The sequence below is a fragment of the Kitasatospora sp. NPDC058218 genome, assembly GCF_042882445.1.
Taxonomy (GTDB): Bacteria; Actinomycetota; Actinomycetes; order Streptomycetales; family Streptomycetaceae; genus Kitasatospora.
In genome coordinates this window covers 170,658-188,002 of the sequence record NZ_JBHVWC010000007.1, presented here as the reverse complement: position 1 = coordinate 188,002, position 17,345 = coordinate 170,658, and the positions used below count along the sequence as shown (strand labels likewise).

At 73.8% G+C, this 17,345-nt stretch carries 16 protein-coding genes; 8 read left to right on the top strand and 8 right to left on the bottom strand.

What is annotated here, in order from left to right:
- Window positions 1–60: 60 nt before the first annotated feature.
- The 3 genes from ACFVYI_RS06540 to ACFVYI_RS06530 form a co-directional block, all read right to left on the bottom strand.
- Window positions 61–279: a hypothetical protein gene (locus ACFVYI_RS06540; protein WP_387882024.1), complete on the bottom strand. Its 219-nt coding sequence runs from the start codon at window positions 277–279 to the stop codon at window positions 61–63.
- 146 nt (window positions 280–425) lie between these two features.
- Window positions 426–1,277, bottom strand: a complete 852-nt coding sequence (locus tag ACFVYI_RS06535) for an SDR family NAD(P)-dependent oxidoreductase (RefSeq protein WP_387882023.1) — start codon at window positions 1,275–1,277, stop codon at window positions 426–428.
- Window positions 1,274–1,870: a TetR/AcrR family transcriptional regulator gene (locus ACFVYI_RS06530; protein ID WP_387882022.1), complete on the bottom strand. Its 597-nt coding sequence runs from the start codon at window positions 1,868–1,870 to the stop codon at window positions 1,274–1,276. Before ACFVYI_RS06530 ends, ACFVYI_RS06535 begins: the two co-directional genes overlap by 4 nt.
- A 244-nt stretch (window positions 1,871–2,114) precedes the next feature.
- Here ACFVYI_RS06530 and ACFVYI_RS06525 point away from each other — a divergent pair, with 244 nt between their 5' ends.
- The 7 genes from ACFVYI_RS06525 to ACFVYI_RS06495 all read left to right on the top strand — a co-directional run bounded on the left by ACFVYI_RS06525 (window position 2,115) and on the right by ACFVYI_RS06495 (window position 11,122).
- Entirely contained in the window at window positions 2,115–3,296 is a 1,182-nt protein-coding gene (locus tag ACFVYI_RS06525; RefSeq protein ID WP_387882021.1) for a hypothetical protein, read from the top strand.
- A gap of 110 nt (window positions 3,297–3,406) precedes the next feature.
- Window positions 3,407–3,904 (top strand): pyridoxamine 5'-phosphate oxidase family protein, encoded by a 498-nt coding sequence (locus ACFVYI_RS06520; RefSeq protein WP_387882040.1) that lies wholly within the window; start codon window positions 3,407–3,409, stop codon window positions 3,902–3,904.
- 186 nt (window positions 3,905–4,090) lie between these two features.
- The gene (locus tag ACFVYI_RS06515) at window positions 4,091–4,738 is read left to right on the top strand and encodes a TetR/AcrR family transcriptional regulator C-terminal domain-containing protein (protein WP_387882020.1); all 648 of its coding nucleotides are present in this window, start codon (window positions 4,091–4,093) and stop codon (window positions 4,736–4,738) included.
- A gap of 422 nt (window positions 4,739–5,160) precedes the next feature.
- Window positions 5,161–8,190: a LodA/GoxA family CTQ-dependent oxidase gene (locus tag ACFVYI_RS06510; protein ID WP_387882019.1), complete on the top strand. Its 3,030-nt coding sequence runs from the start codon at window positions 5,161–5,163 to the stop codon at window positions 8,188–8,190.
- Window positions 8,187–9,368: an FAD-dependent monooxygenase gene (locus tag ACFVYI_RS06505; RefSeq protein WP_387882018.1), complete on the top strand. Its 1,182-nt coding sequence runs from the start codon at window positions 8,187–8,189 to the stop codon at window positions 9,366–9,368. The genes ACFVYI_RS06510 and ACFVYI_RS06505 overlap by 4 nt, the downstream gene beginning before the upstream one ends.
- A 115-nt stretch (window positions 9,369–9,483) precedes the next feature.
- The gene (locus ACFVYI_RS06500) at window positions 9,484–10,371 is read left to right on the top strand and encodes a prohibitin family protein (RefSeq protein ID WP_387882017.1); all 888 of its coding nucleotides are present in this window, start codon (window positions 9,484–9,486) and stop codon (window positions 10,369–10,371) included.
- Between the two features lie 184 nt (window positions 10,372–10,555).
- A complete protein-coding gene (locus ACFVYI_RS06495; protein ID WP_387882016.1) occupies window positions 10,556–11,122 on the top strand; it encodes a DinB family protein in 567 nt (188 codons plus the stop codon).
- 96 nt (window positions 11,123–11,218) lie between these two features.
- Here the strand turns inward: ACFVYI_RS06495 and ACFVYI_RS06490 are convergent, their stop codons facing one another.
- The 5 genes from ACFVYI_RS06490 to ACFVYI_RS06470 form a co-directional block, all read right to left on the bottom strand.
- A complete protein-coding gene (locus ACFVYI_RS06490; protein WP_387882015.1) occupies window positions 11,219–11,839 on the bottom strand; it encodes a 2'-5' RNA ligase family protein in 621 nt (206 codons plus the stop codon).
- Window positions 11,840–12,020: 181 nt separating this feature from the next.
- Complete coding sequence (locus ACFVYI_RS06485; RefSeq protein WP_387882014.1) at window positions 12,021–12,872, bottom strand: SAM-dependent methyltransferase; 852 nt, start codon at window positions 12,870–12,872, stop codon at window positions 12,021–12,023.
- Between the two features lie 119 nt (window positions 12,873–12,991).
- Window positions 12,992–14,254, bottom strand: coding sequence for an alpha/beta hydrolase (locus tag ACFVYI_RS06480; protein ID WP_387882013.1), 1,263 nt, complete (start codon window positions 14,252–14,254; stop codon window positions 12,992–12,994).
- 159 nt (window positions 14,255–14,413) lie between these two features.
- Window positions 14,414–15,103 (bottom strand): response regulator, encoded by a 690-nt coding sequence (locus tag ACFVYI_RS06475; RefSeq protein ID WP_387882012.1) that lies wholly within the window; start codon window positions 15,101–15,103, stop codon window positions 14,414–14,416.
- The gene (locus ACFVYI_RS06470; RefSeq protein WP_387882011.1) at window positions 15,100–16,383 is read right to left on the bottom strand and encodes a sensor histidine kinase; all 1,284 of its coding nucleotides are present in this window, start codon (window positions 16,381–16,383) and stop codon (window positions 15,100–15,102) included. The genes ACFVYI_RS06475 and ACFVYI_RS06470 overlap by 4 nt, the downstream gene beginning before the upstream one ends.
- Before the next feature lie 560 nt (window positions 16,384–16,943).
- On the opposite strand from ACFVYI_RS06470, the gene ACFVYI_RS06465 reads away from it, so the two are divergent.
- Window positions 16,944–17,204, top strand: coding sequence for a hypothetical protein (locus ACFVYI_RS06465; RefSeq protein WP_387882010.1), 261 nt, complete (start codon window positions 16,944–16,946; stop codon window positions 17,202–17,204).
- The last annotated feature ends 141 nt before the right edge of the window (window positions 17,205–17,345 follow it).

The window sequence follows — 17,345 nt, the reverse complement described above, 5'->3', positions numbered from 1 at the left end:
CCTCACGCCGCAGCTCGGGATCGCAGCGGCCAAGCCACGGCAGCGCCGCGACGAGAACGGTCACAGCCTAGCGTTTCCCAAGATCGACGCAACAGGTTTTCCGGAGACGATCCCGTGCACCCGCCCGGCGGCCACCGCCGTGACGGCACTGTCCGGGGCGGCCTGGGACCACGGCAGCCGGTCGAGCCTGGCCGGCACGTCCGTCTCGACCACCCCGTCGTCGGCCGGTTCGGTCCTCGGCGGCCGCTGCCGGCCGGAGGTCTTCGTCTCTTCCACCACGCCGGGCCTCCCTCGTCACTGCGCGTGTCGGACCACCCGCGTCTGCCCCGCCCCCGGACGGTCACACCGCAGGGGCCGGCGCGGTTGTGAGGGGCCGTCACAAGCCCGCGGCCGCCGGGAGCGGCGACAGCCGACCGCCGGCCCGGTCAGGCGGGGTCGGGGAGGGGGAAGCTGCGGCGCATCAGGGCGTCGAAGGCGGCGTCGGGGAGCAGCCGCTTGGCGAGCATGGTGGACCTGGCCAGCGCGCCGACCGCGTAGCGGGCGCGGGGGCGCGCGGTGGTGGCGGCGCGGACGACGACCCGGGTGGCCACCTCGGCGGGCACGGCACCGCCCCGGCGGGTGAAGGTGCGGTCGGCGTACATCTCGGCGAGGCGGGCGCGGAAGGCGGCGTACGGGTCGGCCAGGTCGGTGTCGCCGTCCATGGTGGCGACCGCCGTCGCGGCGAACCCGGTGATGGTGGGCCCGGGTTGGACGACCACCACCTCGACGCCGAAGGGGGCGACCTCCAGGCGCAGCGAGTCGCTGATCGCCTCGACCGCATGCTTGCTGGCGTGGTAGAAGGCGCCACCGGGCGGGGAGAAGCGGCCGGCCATGGACGAGATGTTGACGATGCGGCCCCGGCCGGCGCGGCGCATGCCGGGCAGGACCAGCTGGGCCATCCGCACGAGTCCGAAGACGTTGGTGTCGAACTGGGCGCGGATCTCCTCCGCGGTGGCGGACTCGACCGGCAGGTGCAGGCCGTACGCGGCGTTGTTGATCAGCAGGTCGATCCGGCCGTGCCGGGCCTCGACGGCGGCGACCGCGGCGACCATCGACGTCTCGTCGGTGACGTCGAGGGCCAGGGTGGTGATGCCGAGGGCGGCCAGGTCGGCGAGGGTCTCGGGGCGGCGGGCGGTGGCGTGCACGCGGTGGCCGAGCCGGTGGAGGGCGAGAGCGGTCTCCCGGCCGAGGCCGGAGGAGCAGCCGGTGATCAGCACGGTCCGTGCGGCGGCGGTCATGTCGAGGTCTTTCGGTGCAGGAGGTCCCAGACGGCGGCTTCCGCGCGGTCGAGGTCCTCGGGGGGAAGGGTGTCCGGTCCGCCCGGGCGCCGGAGCCTGACGAGGCCGGTGAAGGCTCCGAGGGCGAGGGCGACCAGTTGGGCGGCGTCGCCCTCCCGGATCGCGCCGGCTCGCTGGCCGCGTTCGATGAAGTCGGTCGCGACGCGGTCGATCCGGTCGGCCAGGGCGCGGCTCTCGGGGGCCAGGAAGGTGTCGTGCTGCTGGTGTTCGAGGAAGACGAAGGCGTCCGGGTACGCGCTCGCGTAGCGGGTGAAGCCGCGCCAGAAGCGTCCGAACTCGGCACGGATGTCGCTTGCCGGTCCGCCCTCGGCGAGGGCGGCGGCGAGGTGGTCCAGCAGGGTGCGCTTGGCGTGCTGGAAGGCCGCGTTGCCGAGCGCCTCCTTGCTGGGGAAGTAGCGGTAGATGCTGCCGACGCCGACGCCGGCGCGCTGGGCGACGGCGGGCATCTGCGTGCCTTCGTAGGTTCGCTCGGCGAAGAGCGCGAGGGCGGTGTCGATCAACAGCCGGTCGAGGTCGGGCTTTCTGGATGCCACGGAATGAATGTTCATTCCTCTTCTCGGTGCTGTCAATCCCCCTCCCGCACAGGGTCGGTGGCACCGGCGACCGGCCACCACCCCCTCCCCGCGCCGGTGCGACGGGCAGCGCCCGGACGTCACTCCGGGCCCCGAGGAAGGTCGCACGAGTGGCACGGCGCCCTCGTTCCCGTGCCGTGGCCGCCGGTGCGTCAGAATGACCTGCGGCCGGGCGATGTGCCGGCAGAACCGGAGGTACGGCTTCATGACGAGGTACAGCATCGACCCCCGACGGAACGAACTCATCGCCGCATGGGGAACCGGCGAGGGTGAACTCGCCACCCGGATCGCCGACCTGCCCGCCGGCCGGGACACCGGCACGCTCCTGCGCCTGGCGCGCGCCCTGACCCAACTGTCCGACGCCGCCTGGCGCACCTACACCCACCCCGCCAGCGCGGCCGGCTCCCTGGAGCCCAACAGCGAGGGCTGGCGGCGCGAGCAGGAACGCAACGCCTTCGGCGCGGTCGCCGAGGCGGTCGCCGCACCGAACCTCCCGGCCGGCGGAATGCTCGCCGTCTCCTACAGCCCGCTGCTGGAATCCGCCCACCGGCTCGGCCGCGCCCTGCGCACCATCGACGAACCCGAGCTGGCGAAGGCCGTCCTGGCCGAGACCGTCGCCGAACTCACCGCCGTCGAAGGCGCAGAACTCGGCGACCTCACCGGCCGCGCCCAGCAGGCCGTGCTGCTCAGCCGCGAGGACGCCTCCCCCGTCCAGGTCGCCGCCGCCGACCTCCTCTTCGCACAGGACCCGTTCGGCTCCGCCGCCCTGTTCTCCGACATCGACCCGACCGCCGCGGCCGTGGCCGCGGCCCACTGGCTCGCCGCCGCGGCCGAGGTCGCCGCCGAAGCCTCCGGCCACGAGGCCACCACCGTCGTCCTCGAAGCCGGCACCATCGAGGCCCTCCCCCACGAGACGCCCACCCTCGTCCTCGAACTCCTCGACGCCGGCCACACCCCCTACGACGCGGTCACCGGCCTCGTCCGCCACGCCCTCCACATCGCCGACGGCCTGCTCCCCGACCCCGCCGGCCTGCGTGAACAGCTCGAAGACCTCGACGACGCCCTCGCCGCGGAGTTCGCCGACGAGGGCACCGACCCGGAGGACATCGGCCTGCGCCTGACCCCGCTCGACCCGAAGCGCCCTGCCCGCGACCTCCTCGAAGACCTCCTCTCCGGCATCCACGGCTGCTGGCTCCTCCACGACGAACACGACGACCTCGACGACCTCGACGAGGGCGGTCCCGACACCCCCGACGAGGAGCACGACGAGGAACGGGCCGAGGAACCGGACGACGATCGCGCCGAGCAGCAACAGGACCGGAGCCGCGAACGCTTCGCCCGCCTCCTGCGCGAAACCGCCGCGCGCCACCGCGACCGGCTCATGTGACCACCCCGCCGATGCCTTCGGCACTCCCGTCCGCTGTACGGTCAAAGCTCCCGAAACCTCCCTAAGCTGGGACGGCCCTGGTGACCTACCGCTGGAAGGTGGACCCGACCGTGCAGCCGAGCGAGATCGACGAGATCCTCAACCGCCCGCTCAGCCAGGAGCTCCTGGCCCGAGACCTGACCCGCCTGGCCTACGTCGCCAAGGACGGCACTCCCCGAGCCGTACCGATCGCCTTCGTCTGGAACGGATCGGAAATCGTCATGTGCACCGTGAAGAACGCCCCGAAGCTGCCGGCCCTGCGCCACAACCCGGCGGTCGCGCTGACGATCGACACCGAGGTGCACCCACCGAAGATCCTGCTCATCCGCGGCCGGGCCGAGCTGGACGAGGTCGAGGGCATCCCGGACGAGTACCTCCAGGCGAACGGCACCTACACGATGACGCCCGAGCAGCGGGTCGCCTGGGAGGCCGAAGTCCGCTCGCTCTACGACGGCATGGTCCGGATCGTCGTCACCCCGACGTGGGCCAAGCTGATCGACTTCGAGACGACCCTCCCGAGCGCGGTGGAGGAGTTGATCCGGCAGCGGGAGGAGCGCAACCGCGCCTGAGGGGCCGGGCCGGCCCGTGCCCCGCACCTGTCACCCCCTCGCATCACGGAGGGCGACAAGCCGTGCACCTTCCGCCGTCTCCAGCGGGCGCCCGGCAGTGGTGACAGCGAAGGGCCCGCCCGACCGCCCGGGACGTCGGCTTTCAAACACCGTTCGACGACCCGCGGTGATCGCTAGACTTCCCCCGTGAAACTGACCGCAGACCGGATCACCGACGCCGGGATGGCCGTGTTCGCCGAGACCGGCTACCACGGCCTGTCCATGCGCCGGGTCGCCGAGCGGCTCGACGTGCACGCCGGAAGCCTCTACTACCACGTGCCCAACAAGACCGCGTTGCTCCAGCTGATGGCCGACCGGGTGGCCCGGCAGGCCTACGACGCGGGCACCGCGGCACTGGCCGATCTGGACGCCGGGAGCGACTGGCAGGCACGCGTGACGGCGCAGGCCGCCGCCCTGCGCCGGAGCATCCGCCGCCACCCCGGCGGGGCGATCATGTTCGCCGACAGCCCGAAGACACTCAGCCACGGCGCGCTCTCCGTGCTGGAGCGACTGCTCGACACCCTCGCGGAGGCCGGCCTGCCCGCGGAGCAGTGCGGCACCGCCGCCGACACCCTCCTCAGTCACGTCACCGGCTACGTGCTCCAGGAGCAGAGCGAGCCACCCGTCGTGCCGCCCGGCCCGGAAGCGGCCACCGATCTCCACCGACGCTTCCCCCGCACCATGGCCGCGGCCGCCCACGACCAGGAACAGCAGTTCGCCCGGAGCCTGGACCTGATCTGTGCGGGCATCGCCACGCTGCTCCCCCGCTCCGGCGCTCCGGGCGAGATGCGCTGACGGGTCCGCGACCACGCGGGCCAGCCGCCTCGCCGTCGAGCCCGCGCGCTCGGCAGGCCGCGCCCGACGCGCCCTCGCGTGTGTCCGGGCTCTTCGGCGGCCGAGCGGCCGCGGCGAACCGGGGCACCGGTGGACGCCGCCGCGGAGGCCGACCGGACAACCATCCTGCCACCGCCGGGGGTCCGCCCGGGCGCGGCGGGCCCCAACGCCCTGCCTGCCTGCGGAGGACGGGGCGGTGCGGCCACGGCTGGCCCGATGGAGTGAGCCCGCCCGCGGCGCGTACGGTCGTGTGGTCGGTTCGGGGGTACCTCGGCTCGCCGGTCGGCACAGGGCGTGTGCAGGCTGGTTCGTGGACGAGTCGACGGACGCGGCGCCAGCCGGACCGCTGGATCGACACACCGCCGCACGAATCGGAGCAGGGCATGATCGGGACTCCCGCGTCCTCCGACGAGAACGCCGGACCTCCGCAGCTGCCGGGCTGCGCCGAGGACGCGGCCGCCTCGCTGGAGCAGATGTTCGTCGACATGACACAGGGCGGCCGCGTGGCCCGCGGTCAGGACCCCGTCCGGCGGCCGGTGTTCCTCAAACCGCACGGAGTGGCCCGCGGAACCCTCACGGTCGCTCCCGACCTGCCGCCCGACCTGCGCCTCGGCTTCCTGCGGACGGCCCACGAGCAGCCCGACGGGCTGACCGCCTGGGTACGGTTCTCCAGCGACACCGTGCCCGGCATGCCCGACCTCCGGACCACCCTCGGCATCGGCGTCAAGCTGTTCGGGGTCCCCGGCCCGAAACTGCTGGCGGGCGAGGAGGAGGCCGCCACCCAGGACCTGCTGCTGCAGAACCACGACGTGTTCTTCGTCGACACCGCCCGGGACATGTGCGAGTTCACCAAGGCCGGTGTCGTCGACGGCGACTACGAGCCGTACCTGCGGGAGCACCCGGTCACACGGGAGATCCTCGACGCGATGGCCAGGTTCGAGGAGAGCGTGCTCACGGCCGCCTACTGGAGCGTGCTGCCGTCCGCGTTCGGTTCCGAGCGCTTCGTCAAGTACAAGCTGGTGCCCGCCGGTTGTGAGCCCGGCGACCCGCAGGCCGTGCCGCCCGACGAGGACCCCGGGTACCTGGGCGCCGACCTGCGCCACCGGCTCGCGGCGGGAGCGGCGGCGTTCGACCTGATGCTCCAGTTCCGTACCGACCCCCAGCTGATGCCCCTGGACCGGGCCACGGTGCGCTGGGACGAGGCCGTGAGCGCACCAGTGAAGGTGGCCCGGCTGACCCTCCAGCAGCAGGACCTCACCGCCCGCGGCCAGGCCGCCTACGGCGAGAACCTCGCCTACAACCCGTGGCACAGCCTCGCCGAGCACCGACCGGTGGGCAGCATCTCCGACGTCCGCCGGACGGTCTACCGCGCCTCGGCCGAGCAGCGCCGCGACGTCAACGGCATCCCGGCGACCGAACCCGGCCCCGCCCGCCCGCGGCTCACGCCCCCGCCCGGGCGCGACACCCGGATCGTCCGGGCCGCCGTGCACCCCGCGATCGGGGTGGCCCGGGTCGGCGACAGCCCGGACGAGTACGTCCTCGGCCCCGAGGTCGACCACCCGGCCGCCCAGCCCACCGGGAGCTACAAGGACGCCACCGGCGCCCTGAAGCGCCAGGCCGTCCGGTTCCGCGTCTACGGCTACAACGCCGCCGGCGAGCCCGTCGCCGAACTCACCGCCGACAACGCGGACCTGCGCTGGACCGTCCACGTCGCCAACTCCAAGGCCTCCTGGTACCAGTTCCAGATGGCCCTCGACATCCCGGAGGCGGACCGGACCGAGGACAGCAACCTGCGCAACCCCAAGGTCCCGGCCGACCAGCGCGGCCGCCTGGTCATCGACCCCGGTCCCCGGTCGGTGCGCGGCCGCAGCCGCTCCGACCGGCCGGAGTACCGCTTCGACACCGGCACCTTCCTGGACCGGCCGGTCTACCTGGGCGAACTGCGCACCGACGAGAGCGGCCGGCTGATCTTCCTCGGCGGCCGGGGCGTCTCGGCATCGGCCACCGACACGCCCGCCGACACCTTCGCCAACAACGACGGCTGGCACGACGACGTCTCCGACGGCCCGGTCACCGCCGAGGTCAGCATCGACGGGCGGCCGATCCCGGTCGAGTCCGCCTGGGTGGTGACCGCGCCGCCCAACTACGCGCCCGAGCTCACCTCGGTGCGCACGATGTACGACCTGGTGCGCGACGTCTTCGTCACCGCCGGCCTCCTCCCCGAACCGCAACAGGTGTCGTTCACCCGCGACGTGCTGCCCGTCCTGCGCCGCCTGAGCGACCTGCAGTGGGTCAACCAGGGGGTGGCCGTCCAGGTGGGCCACGGCGGACGCGAGGACCTCCTCGCCCCCGACCGCCTCGCCGCGCTGGCGGACCCCTCGCCCGTCCACCGGGAGCTGCGCCGGCAGGTCTGGCTCATGATCCGCGACTACGACCGGGACGGCATCTCGCCCGTGCCGTGGCCGGGGGTCTACGGCGACGCGATGAACGTCCCGGCCCAGTCCGTGCGCCAGCACATGACGCTCTCCCCGCTCCAGTACCGCCTGCTGGAGCGCTGGGCCCGCGGGCGCTTCACCGCCGACTTCGACCCCGGGGCGGTGCCGCCCGCCTCGCTCGACAAGATCCCGTTCGCCGAGCGGCCCCGGACCCTCGACCGGGCGGCGCTGTCGTTCTGCCTCGCCGACGCCTTCCACCCCGGCTGCGAGCTCACCTGGCCGATGCGCCACACCACCCTGTACAGCAGCCCCTTCCGGATCCGCCGGCGCGATCCGGCCCTGTCGCCCCCGCCCACCTACGGGCCGACGCTCACCCCGCAGATCGCACTCTCCTTCGACGGCCCGCTCTACGCCCAGCAGGCGGGCGACCTGACCCGCTGGATGGCCGTGCCCTGGCAGACCGACACCGCGAGCTGCCGCTCCGGCTACGAGTACCTCAGCGGATTCGGGAGCTACGACCCGTACCTGCCCACCTTCTGGCCGGCCCGGGTGCCCAACCACGTGATCGCCGAGGAGGAGTACGCCGTCGTCATGGACACCTCCCGCCCGATCGCGGAACGCCTGGCCGCGTTCGGGAACCGGCGGGCCTGGCTGCGCTGGCTCCCGCCGCGCTACCTCGACGCCATCAACGCCATGGTCACCGACTTCGGCAGACTCGGTCTCGTCGAGCGCCGCCCCGGGCCCACCGACGACGTCCGCCTCCCGACGGAACTGCTGGTCGAGTCCGAGGTGAGCTTCCCGCCCGAGCCCGCGCCGCCGGCCCGCCGCAACCTGGCCACCGTGCACGTCCCGCTCGGCGCCGACCCGGTGCTCGGCGAAGCCGCGATGGCCACCGCCGTCACCATGGCGGAACTGCCCGACGAGGAGGTGTCGGTGGGCGTCATCGACAAGATCAAACGCTTCCGGCGCGACCGGTGACGGCTGCCGGGCGCCCGCCCGGGCCCGTCGACGCCGTCGTGGCGGGCGGCGGCCCGGCGGGCGCCGTGGCGGCGCTCGTCCTGGCGAGCGCCGGCCGGCGCGTCCTACTCCTCGACGACGGTGCGCCCCGCCCGTCGCCCGGCGGCCGGGACTCGTTCAAGATCGGGGAGTCCCTGCCGCCCGCCGCCCGCCCGCTGCTGCGCGATCTGGGACTGCTGGACGGCTTCCTGGCCGACGGCCATCCACCGTCCACGGGTACGTACGCCGCCTGGGGCTCCGGGGCGCTGCACGGCATCAGCCACCTGTTCGACCCCGACGGACACGGGTGGCACCTCGACCGGCTCCGCTTCGACGCCTTCCTGCGCGGCGCCGCCGTCGCGGCCGGCGCCGAGCCGTACCGGGCCACGGTTCTGGCGCACCTCGACGGCCGCCTGACCGTCCGTGAGCGCGACACCGGCACCGTCGGACACCTGCGGAGCCGCTGGACGGTCGACGCCACCGGCCGGCGCTGCGTCATCGGCCGGCGCCACGGCCACCGCCACCGGCAGGACCGGCTCGTCGCCGTGTACAGCGTGTTCCGCGACCGCCGCCCCTCGGGCCGCGACCACCCGCGGGACGCCGAGGCCCGCACCCTCGTCGAGGCGGCGCCCGACGGCTGGTGGTACACCACCCCGACCCCGGCCGGACGCCTGGTCGCCCACCTGACCGACCCCGACCTCGCCGATCCGTCCCTGCGCACCCCCCGGGGCTTCTGGCGCGGCATCACCCGGACCGACCACGTGCGCCGGCGCCTGGACGGCTACGACTCCGCCGGCGCTCCCGAGCCGTGCTGGACCCCCGCCCACGGCCTGCGGGTGAGCCCGGCCGCCGGCCCGGGCTGGGTGGCGGTCGGCGACGCCGCGCTCGCCTTCGACCCGCTCTCCTCGCAGGGCATCCTCAGTGCGCTGCACACCGGCGCCCGGGCCGGACAGACCGTGGCGGCGTGCCTGGCCGACCCGGACCGCACGGCCGCGGCCCTCGCCGACTACACGGCGTTCCTGGACGGCATCGCGGACGCCTACCGCCGGAACCACGCCCACGCGTACGGGCAGGAGCGACGATGGCCCGCCGGCCCGTTCTGGCAGCGCCGCCACGCGGGCGGGCGGGCCGTGCCCGGCGACACGCCCGCGCGTCGCTGAACACCGGTCCACCACCGGCCGCCGTCGCCCCGGCCCGGGACGGACGGCCCGCGTTCACCGGAGCACCATCCGTACGTCGCCCGGCACCCGCCCGGCGCTCCCTACGCTGCCGCCCATGATCTACATCTCGCTGTTCCTGATCGTCCTCGGCGCCGCCCTGCTCGTCCTGCGGCGGCGCCGGGTCGTCACCTTCCGCTTCGCGGCGCTCACCGGAGCCACGACGGCCCTCCTCGGCCTGCTGCTCGGTCTCACGACCTTCACCTATGTCGTCGAGCCGTACGAGGTCGGCGTGCCCAGGACGCTCGGCAAGGTCCGCGGCACCTGGCCGCCCGGGCTGCACCTCAAGTCGCCGCTGACCGAGGTCACCACCTTCTCCACCCGGCCGACCGACCTCGACCTCACGGACCACGACACCGTCGAGGTCCGCTCCTCCGAAGGCGGCGTGCTCTACGCCGACCTGACGGTCAAGTGGTCCGTCGACCCGGCGCACGCCGTGTCGCTCTTCAAGCTCGCCGGCAGCGACGAGGCCGTCCAGCAGCGCCTGGTCTACGCGGACAGCCGCGAGATCGTCCGCAACGTCTTCGCCCGGCACACCAGCGTCGAGGGGTACTCCGCGCAGCGCGAGGCGATCGGCTCCGAGATCACCAAGCTGATCACCGACCGCCTGGCCCCGCGCGGTGTCCTGGTCAACGGCGTCAACCTGCGCAACGTCCGCCCCAGCGAGGGCCTCCAGAAGGCCATCGACCAGAAGATCCAGCAGGACCAGGCCACCGCCCAGGCCGAGGCCGCCGTACGCACCGCGAAGGCCGAGGCCGAGAAGCGGAAGATAGACGCCGACAGCACCGCCGCCGCCAACGCCGCGATCGCCGGCTCACTGACCGACAAGATCCTGCTCAGCCAGTGCATCGAGGCCTTCAAGGCCGCCGCCGAGAAGAACCCCGTCTACAGCAGCCCCTGCGGCTCCACCGGCACCCCGGTGATCGTCGACGGCACCAAGCGGTAGCCGCGGTCCACCGGGGCGCGCAGTCGCCCCGGTGCGGAGGTCCTGACGGCGGCGGGGTGCGGGCGTCGGGTGCGGGGCCGGCTGCGAGCGCCACCGGCCGCCCGGCCATCTAGGACACGATCTGGCCCAGATGGCCCCTACTGTGGTTCCTGGCCGCAGAACAGGACCTACAGAGGTGGAAACCATGACCGACACCACGACCGCCACCGAGCCCACCACCCGCGAGCAGGCCGCCGAGGCGGCCGGTGGGGAGCGCGCCGATCTGCTGGCGGTGCTGGGCAAGTGCCGGCACTTCCTGCGTTTCACCACCCGCGATCTGACCGACGAGCAGGTCGGGCTCCGCACCACCGCCGGCGAGCTGTGCCTGGGCGGCCTGATCAAGCACGTTTCGAGCGTCGAGCGCGGGTGGGTGGCCTTCATCCTGGAAGGCCCGTCGGCCATGGGCGACTTCGACACCATGACCGAGGCCGACTTCGCGCGGCGCGCCGACGAGTTCCGCATGCTTCCCGGCGAGACGCTGGCCGGCGTGCTGGCCGACTACGAGGAGACGGCCCGGCGCACGGACGAGCTGATCGCCGTCCTGCCCGACCTGGACGCCTCCCACCCGCTGCCGAAGGCGCCGTGGTTCGAGCCCGGCGCCCGCTGGTCGGCCCGCAAGGTGCTGATGCACATCATCGCCGAGACCTCGCAGCACGCCGGCCACGCCGACATCATCCGGGAGGCCCTGGACGGCGCCAAGAGCATGGGCTGATCACCTGGTCCGGCCGGAGGGCCCACCGTCCCACGCACTTCGGCGCGGGGGGGTGAGCCCTGCGCGCGCCGGTCTCGGATCGCTCCGCAGAGCAGCTCAACCGCCCTCGGGCGGTTCGGTGTCGGGCACCCAGCGCACTTCGCCGGTGCCCAGGGTGACGGTCGCGCGCGGCCGCATCGGATCGTCGCCGGTGCGGCGGGAGAGCAGCACCACCTCCCGGACCTCCACGGACCTGGTCCCGAGCCGGGCGGCGCATGCGGCGGCGAGGCTCCGCGGCTCCCCCGTCCGGCCCAGCGACAGGTGCGGGGTGAAACCCGCACCCCGGCCGACGCAGCGGGGGAACCGCTCCAGCAGCGACCGGTACAGGTCGGTCCACGGCCCCGCGCCGGCCGCGGCCGGGTCGAGCCAGAGCGTCGCGTACGCCCGGTGCCGGAAGCTGCGCACCCCGTGCAGCCGGGCTGCGAACGGCTCCGTTCCCGCCGTCGCGGCGGCCACCAGCGGGGCCGCCCGGTGGAACTCGGACTCCGGCACGAAGCCGAACAGCAGGTTCACGTGGGGCGGCCACCGGCGGACCTGCGGGTCGTGTTCCCAGCGGATGTCCTGAATCGGCGGCCACAGCTCCGGCGGCGGGATCCACGCGACCGCCGTACGGGCCGTCGGCGCGACGTCGAGGACGCCCCCGGGCCCGGCCCCGCCGTACTCGGGCTCCGCCTCCATGCCGCACAGGTTGTCACATCCGCTGCCCGCCGCCCCGGAGCCGAGCCCCGTCGGCGTGGATCCCCTCGAACTCCACCGGGCCGGCCGACGGCCGGGGCCCGGGGTTCGGCGGGACCGGTCCACGTCGCAACCTCACCCTGCCGTGCGCGGCGCACGGCAGCAGAAAGGTTTCGCCCTCGGGTCAGCGCTTGATCGCCACTCCCGCATAGGCGGGGGCCGCCTCCTGCCAGCCCTGCGGCAGTTCCGCCCGCGGCTGCCACAGCGGCAGTTGGACCAGTCCGGGGTCGGCCAACTCGAAGTCGCCGAAGAACTCCTGCACCTGCTCCTTGGCCCGCAGGACCAGCGGCGAGCTCGCCCGGCTGTAGATCCGCGTGGTCTCGGCGGCCGCCTGGGCGGTCATGAAGTCCTGGGTGCCGTGCGAGAGGATCAGCAGACTGCCCGGCGCCAGCGCGTCCCGCAGTCGGGCCACCGTCTCGGCGGCGCCTTCCTCGTCCCGGACGAAGTGCAGCACCGCCACCAGCATCAGGGCCACCGGCCGGGAGAGGTCGAGCGCCTCCTTCAGGCCCGGGGCACCGAGGATCGCCTCCGGATCGCGCAGGTCGGCGTGGAGGACCGAGGTGTGACCGGCGAGGTGGTGGGCCAGCAGGGCGCGGGCATGGGTGAGAACGATCGGGTCGTTGTCGACGTACACCACCCGGGCGTCCGGGGCCACCCTGTGGGCGACCTCCCCGGTGCTGCCCACCGCCGGGATCCCGGTGCCGATGTCCAGGAACTGGCGGACGCCCCGGCCGACCGCGAACTCCACCGCGCGGCCGAGGAACTCGCGGTTGATCCGCGCCCCGAGCCGGGCGTCGGGCATGGTCGCGATGACCTTCTCGGCCGCCTCCCGGTCGGCCGGGAAGTTGTCCTTCCCGCCGAGGTAGTAGTCGTACATCCGCGCCGGGTGCGGGATGCCGGTGTTCAGCTCCGCCGGCGGCAGCCACTCCCCCACCGTCACCGGCCCCGACCCGCCGACCATCGCATCGTCCCGCATTCGATCCCCACAGTGTTCTGACAGCAAGTCATCTCATCCTAATCTCAGCGGGTTACCAACCGGTTCGAACTGTCCGCACGGGGCCCGGTCCGAGCGCGCGCGAAGGACGGAGGGCGACGTCAGGACCGCTTTGTGAGGAAATCGAGGAGGATCTGACGGCTGGTCTGGGAGGTGAGGCTGCCGTAGGCGTCGTCGAAGGCGTGCTCGGCGAACGGCAGTTCCTCGACCGTGGCGTCGACACCCTCGGCACGCAGTGCGGCACCGAAGTCACGGACGGTCCCGGGGCGGGCGCTGCGGTCGCGGTCGCCCACCACGAGCAGGGTGCGCTGCAGGCCCGCGCGGACGTCGGTGGTCGGCGAGACCTCGCGGTAGCGCTCCGGATACTGCCGGGGAGTGCCGCCGGTGAACATCTCCGCGGCCTCACGGGTGCCGGCCACGTCGTCGTTCCACATCCGGGTGACGTCGGTGGCCGGGTAGAACCCGACCACGGAGGACGGGGGCCTCACAGTGGTGCCGTCGGTGGCCTTGATGGCGCCGTTCCGGAGGCGGTAGGCGGTGTTCATCGCGAGGGTGCCGCCCGCCGACATGCCGCCCAGCGAGATCCGGGAGGCGTCGATGCCGTACCGGTCGGCGTGGTCCTGCACCCAGCCCAGGGCGGAGACGAGGTCCTGCGGGGCCTTGTCCCAGGTGGGGCGTCCGGGTGCGGCCAGGCGGTAGTCGACGGCGACGACGGCCACACCGTGGTCGGCCAGCCAGCGACCGGTGCCGCGCAGATCGCGCTTGTCGAAGGTGTGGAAGCCGCCGGCGTGGGCGAGCACGATGGCCGGCGCCTTGCTGCCCTGAGCGCCCTTCGGCAGGTAGAGGTCCGCGTCCAGCGCCCGGCCGTCGCGGACGGCGTAGGTGTGCGTCGAGTCCGGCTTGCTGTCGGGGTAGGCGAGTTGGCCGAGGACCTGGCCGAAGGAGACCTCGGCACCGGCGTCGCGCGCCGCGACGAACTGGACACCGCCGATGACCAGCGCGGCCACCGCGGCGAGCGAGGTCACCCCGATGAGGGTGCGACCCCAGCGCACCAGGCCGCCGCGCCGGGCCAGGACGCCCAGCGCGACACCGATCAGGGCGAGGAAGGCGACGTGGAAGGGGTACTGACCGCCCAGCACCGGGCCGATCACACCGGCCTTGGGGATGGCCGGGACGTAGGCGCCCAGCATGATCACGGCGGACAGAAAGGCCACGACGGAGGCGAGCAGGGCGACGAGGACGCGTACCGTCCTCCAGATCCTGCCGGGTGTCGGAGCGGATCCGGTGGCGGGCACCGGTTCGGCGGCGGGCGCGGGAGCCGCGGTGGTCGGGAGGGCCGGTGCCGGGCTTCGGCGGACGGACATGATGGCGTTCCTTCGGCGTGTGCGGTGCCGGAGACGAACGGGGCCTCCTGGCGGGTACACCACGAGAGTCGCCGTCGGGGCCCGGCCTCGGCGTCCCCCGGCCGGGCCAACCTGCGACATGGCTCCCAGGAGCCACACGGCAGGGAGTCGGGGCCCGGCCTACCGGTGCGGGTCGTGCGGGCCCGTGCCGCCGGGGGTGACCAGGCCGCTCTCGTAGGCGAAGACCGCCGCCTGGGTGCGGTCACGCAGCTGCAGCTTGGACAGGATGCGGCCCATGTGGGTCTTGACCGTCTCCTCGGCGACCACCAGGACCCTGGCGATCTCGGCGTTGGACAGGCCCTGGGCCACCTGCGTGAGGACCTCGGTCTCGCGGTCGGTCAGGGCGCCGATGCGCACACCGGTCGGGCGCTTGGCCGTGGGGCTCAGACGGGAGAACTCCACGATGAGCCGCTTGGTGATGTCGGGCGACAGCAGGCCTTCCCCCCGGGCCACCACCCGTACCGCCTCGGCCAGTTCGACACCGGAGGCGTCCTTGAGCAGAAACCCGGAGGCACCGGCGCGCAGCGCCTCGTACACGTACTCGTCGAGGTTGAAGGTGGTCAGGATCAGGATCCTCGCGGCGGCCCCGGGGCGGGCGGTGATCCGACGGGTCGCCTCGATGCCGTCGAGGCCGGGCATGCGGACGTCCATCACGATCACGTCGGGCGCCAGCTCCTCGGCGCGGGAGACGGCCGCCAGGCCGTCCTCGGCGGTGGCGACGACGTCGATGTCGGGCTGGGCGCCGAGGAGGATCGAGAAGGCCTCCCGCACCATGGCCTGGTCGTCGGCGATGAGTACGCGGATCGTCATGCGGCAGCTTCCTTGTCGGCCGTGGAGGCACTGAGGGCCGTGGGCGTGGTGGGGGTGGGCAGGGTCGCGAAGACCTCGTAGCCGCCGCCACCGCTGGGGCCCGCGGCGAAGTCGCCGCCGAGCATCGCGGTGCGCTCCCGCATCCCGGTGACGCCGTGGCCGCCGCCGGGCGAGGGGCCGGCCGGGGCCACCGCCGGTCCGTTGACGACCCGCACGGTCAACGCGGCGGGCGTGTAGGTGAGTTCGACACCCGTGCCGGCGCCCGGTGCATGGCGCAGGACGTTGCTGAGGGCCTCCTGCACGATGCGGTAGGCCGACAGCTCCACACCCGGGGACAGGACGCGCGGTTCGCCCTCGGTCCGGACGGCGACCTCCAGGCCGGTGGCGCGCACGGTGCCGAGCAGCGCATCGAGCTGGGCCAGGGACGGCTGCGGTGCGGTGGCCGTGGTGCTGTCGCCGGGGCCGCCGGCGCGCAGCAGGCCGAGCAGCCGGCGCAGCTCGGCCAGCCCGTCCAGCGCGTTGGCTCGGATCGACGCCAGCTCGGCGACCAGGACCGGCGGCGGATCCTGGACGCGGTACGGCGCGGCGTCGGCCTGGATGGCGATGACCGACATGTGGTGGGCGACGACGTCGTGCAGCTCGCGGGCGATCCGGGCGCGCTCTTCCAGGACGGTGCGCAGCGCCCGTTCGTGGGCGGTGGCGGCGATCTGCTCGGTCAGGCGTTCCCGGTCCCGGCGACGCCCGCGGGCCACGGACGCGAGGGGGACCGCCAGAGTGAACAGGGTGAGCGCCCCGAGGATCACCGACCACGGGCCGACGGCGCAGCCGGCCAGCTTCAGCAGGACGGCCTGCAGGGCGCTGAGCACAGCCGCGGTGACCGCCGAGGAGGGGCGCACCCGCAGCGCGAGCAGGAAGAGCACCCCGGCCTGTACCGCCCAGACCCAGATCCGGTTGTCGTGGGTGGGCGGGTGGCCGAGCGTGATGCCGGTGACGAAGGCCGTCGACACCAACCAGGCCGGCGCCGGCCACCGCAGGGCCGTCACCAGGGTCGCCGCGTGTGCGACCGCCAGCAGCCGGGCGGTCAGGTCCGCTCCGGTGGCCGCCAGGGCCACGGCGCCGAGGAACACCAGGGCGTGGGGCAGCCACCGCAGCCGCCGTGGCCAGGACATCGGCGGCAGGGGGGCGGGCCGCAGGGTGAAGAGGTCCGTCCGAACCGCGCGGAGCCCGGGGCGACCCCCCGTCGGCGGGGTGGTCTCGTGCAGCTGATCACTGTGGGGCACCGCGGGGATCCTTCGACGTGGAGACTTCAAGGTGGAGACGGCGCACGGCCGTGGGAGGAGGCGCGTGCAGGGCCCGGTCCCGCGCTTCCGCCCGGCGTGACGCGGGCCGGGCGAGAGCCCGGAGGCGGGTCCACCCGGCACGCTACGCGGTGGAAGCCCTGGCCGACTTCCTGCCGCAGAGCCATCCTGCCGGGTAGCTCTCAGGGGGTACCCGGCGCCGACCCCGCTGCGTGCGCGAGCAGCGCGGCCTGGCCGGCGAAGCCCGGGACGTGTTCCGTGAGGCCGTCGAAGCGGGTTTCGGCCTTCGGGGAGTGGACGCTGACGCCGGACTCCGGACCGGATGCGGACCAGCCGACCTACGTCCTGGTGTGCTGCGGCGAGAGTGACCACGGAGTCGCATGTGCGGGCGCGTCCGAACCGGTGGCCACTCCGGCCGAGTTCGCCGAATGGGCTCGGAAGCACGTGTGGGAGCACCCCGACCACCGCTCCCTTCGGCTGCTCGCCACCGTACCGATGGTCATGGTGCCGAAGGTCGAACCCCTACCCAAGGGAGAACCGACGTGACCCGCGAGACGCTGTTGACCGGGCTGCTGGTGCTCGGCGTCGGCGTCGGTCCTGCCGGCCTGGTGCTCGGATTCGCCATGGCGGAGCCGGACCGTGGGCGAGGGTGGGTGCTCGCCTTCGTCGTCCTGGCGCTCGCCATGATCGGCACCGTGTACGGCCCCGAGTGGGTCGAGGGCTGGCAGCACCGAAGGCGCGCCCGAGCCCGGGTCCGCGCCGCGTCGCGCCGCTCGGCCGGGAGACGCCGGAACGAACCGTGACCGGGACCGGTGAGCTACCGACCTTCCCTTTCGGACTCGACTGGTCGTCCGGCTGGTGCTACCCGTGCGGAGACGTGCGGGACGTGACCGAGATCGAGTCGACATCCCGCCGGAGGGTGGAGCAGTTGGTGCTCCTGTGCC

What these genes read in the sequence shown, in the direction of transcription:
- ACFVYI_RS06535 (WP_387882023.1), bottom strand. Translation starts at nt 1,277, where the DNA reads ATGACCGCCGCCGCACGGACCGTGCTGATCACCGGCTGCTCCTCCGGC.
- ACFVYI_RS06525 (WP_387882021.1), top strand. Translation starts at nt 2,115, where the DNA reads ATGACGAGGTACAGCATCGACCCCCGACGGAACGAACTCATCGCCGCA.
- ACFVYI_RS06510 (WP_387882019.1), top strand. Translation starts at nt 5,161, where the DNA reads ATGATCGGGACTCCCGCGTCCTCCGACGAGAACGCCGGACCTCCGCAG.
- ACFVYI_RS06500 (WP_387882017.1), top strand. Translation starts at nt 9,484, where the DNA reads ATGATCTACATCTCGCTGTTCCTGATCGTCCTCGGCGCCGCCCTGCTC.
- ACFVYI_RS06495 (WP_387882016.1), top strand. Translation starts at nt 10,556, where the DNA reads ATGACCGACACCACGACCGCCACCGAGCCCACCACCCGCGAGCAGGCC.
- ACFVYI_RS06490 (WP_387882015.1), bottom strand. Translation starts at nt 11,839, where the DNA reads ATGGAGGCGGAGCCCGAGTACGGCGGGGCCGGGCCCGGGGGCGTCCTC.
- ACFVYI_RS06485 (WP_387882014.1), bottom strand. Translation starts at nt 12,872, where the DNA reads ATGCGGGACGATGCGATGGTCGGCGGGTCGGGGCCGGTGACGGTGGGG.
- ACFVYI_RS06480 (WP_387882013.1), bottom strand. Translation starts at nt 14,254, where the DNA reads ATGTCCGTCCGCCGAAGCCCGGCACCGGCCCTCCCGACCACCGCGGCT.
- ACFVYI_RS06475 (WP_387882012.1), bottom strand. Translation starts at nt 15,103, where the DNA reads ATGACGATCCGCGTACTCATCGCCGACGACCAGGCCATGGTGCGGGAG.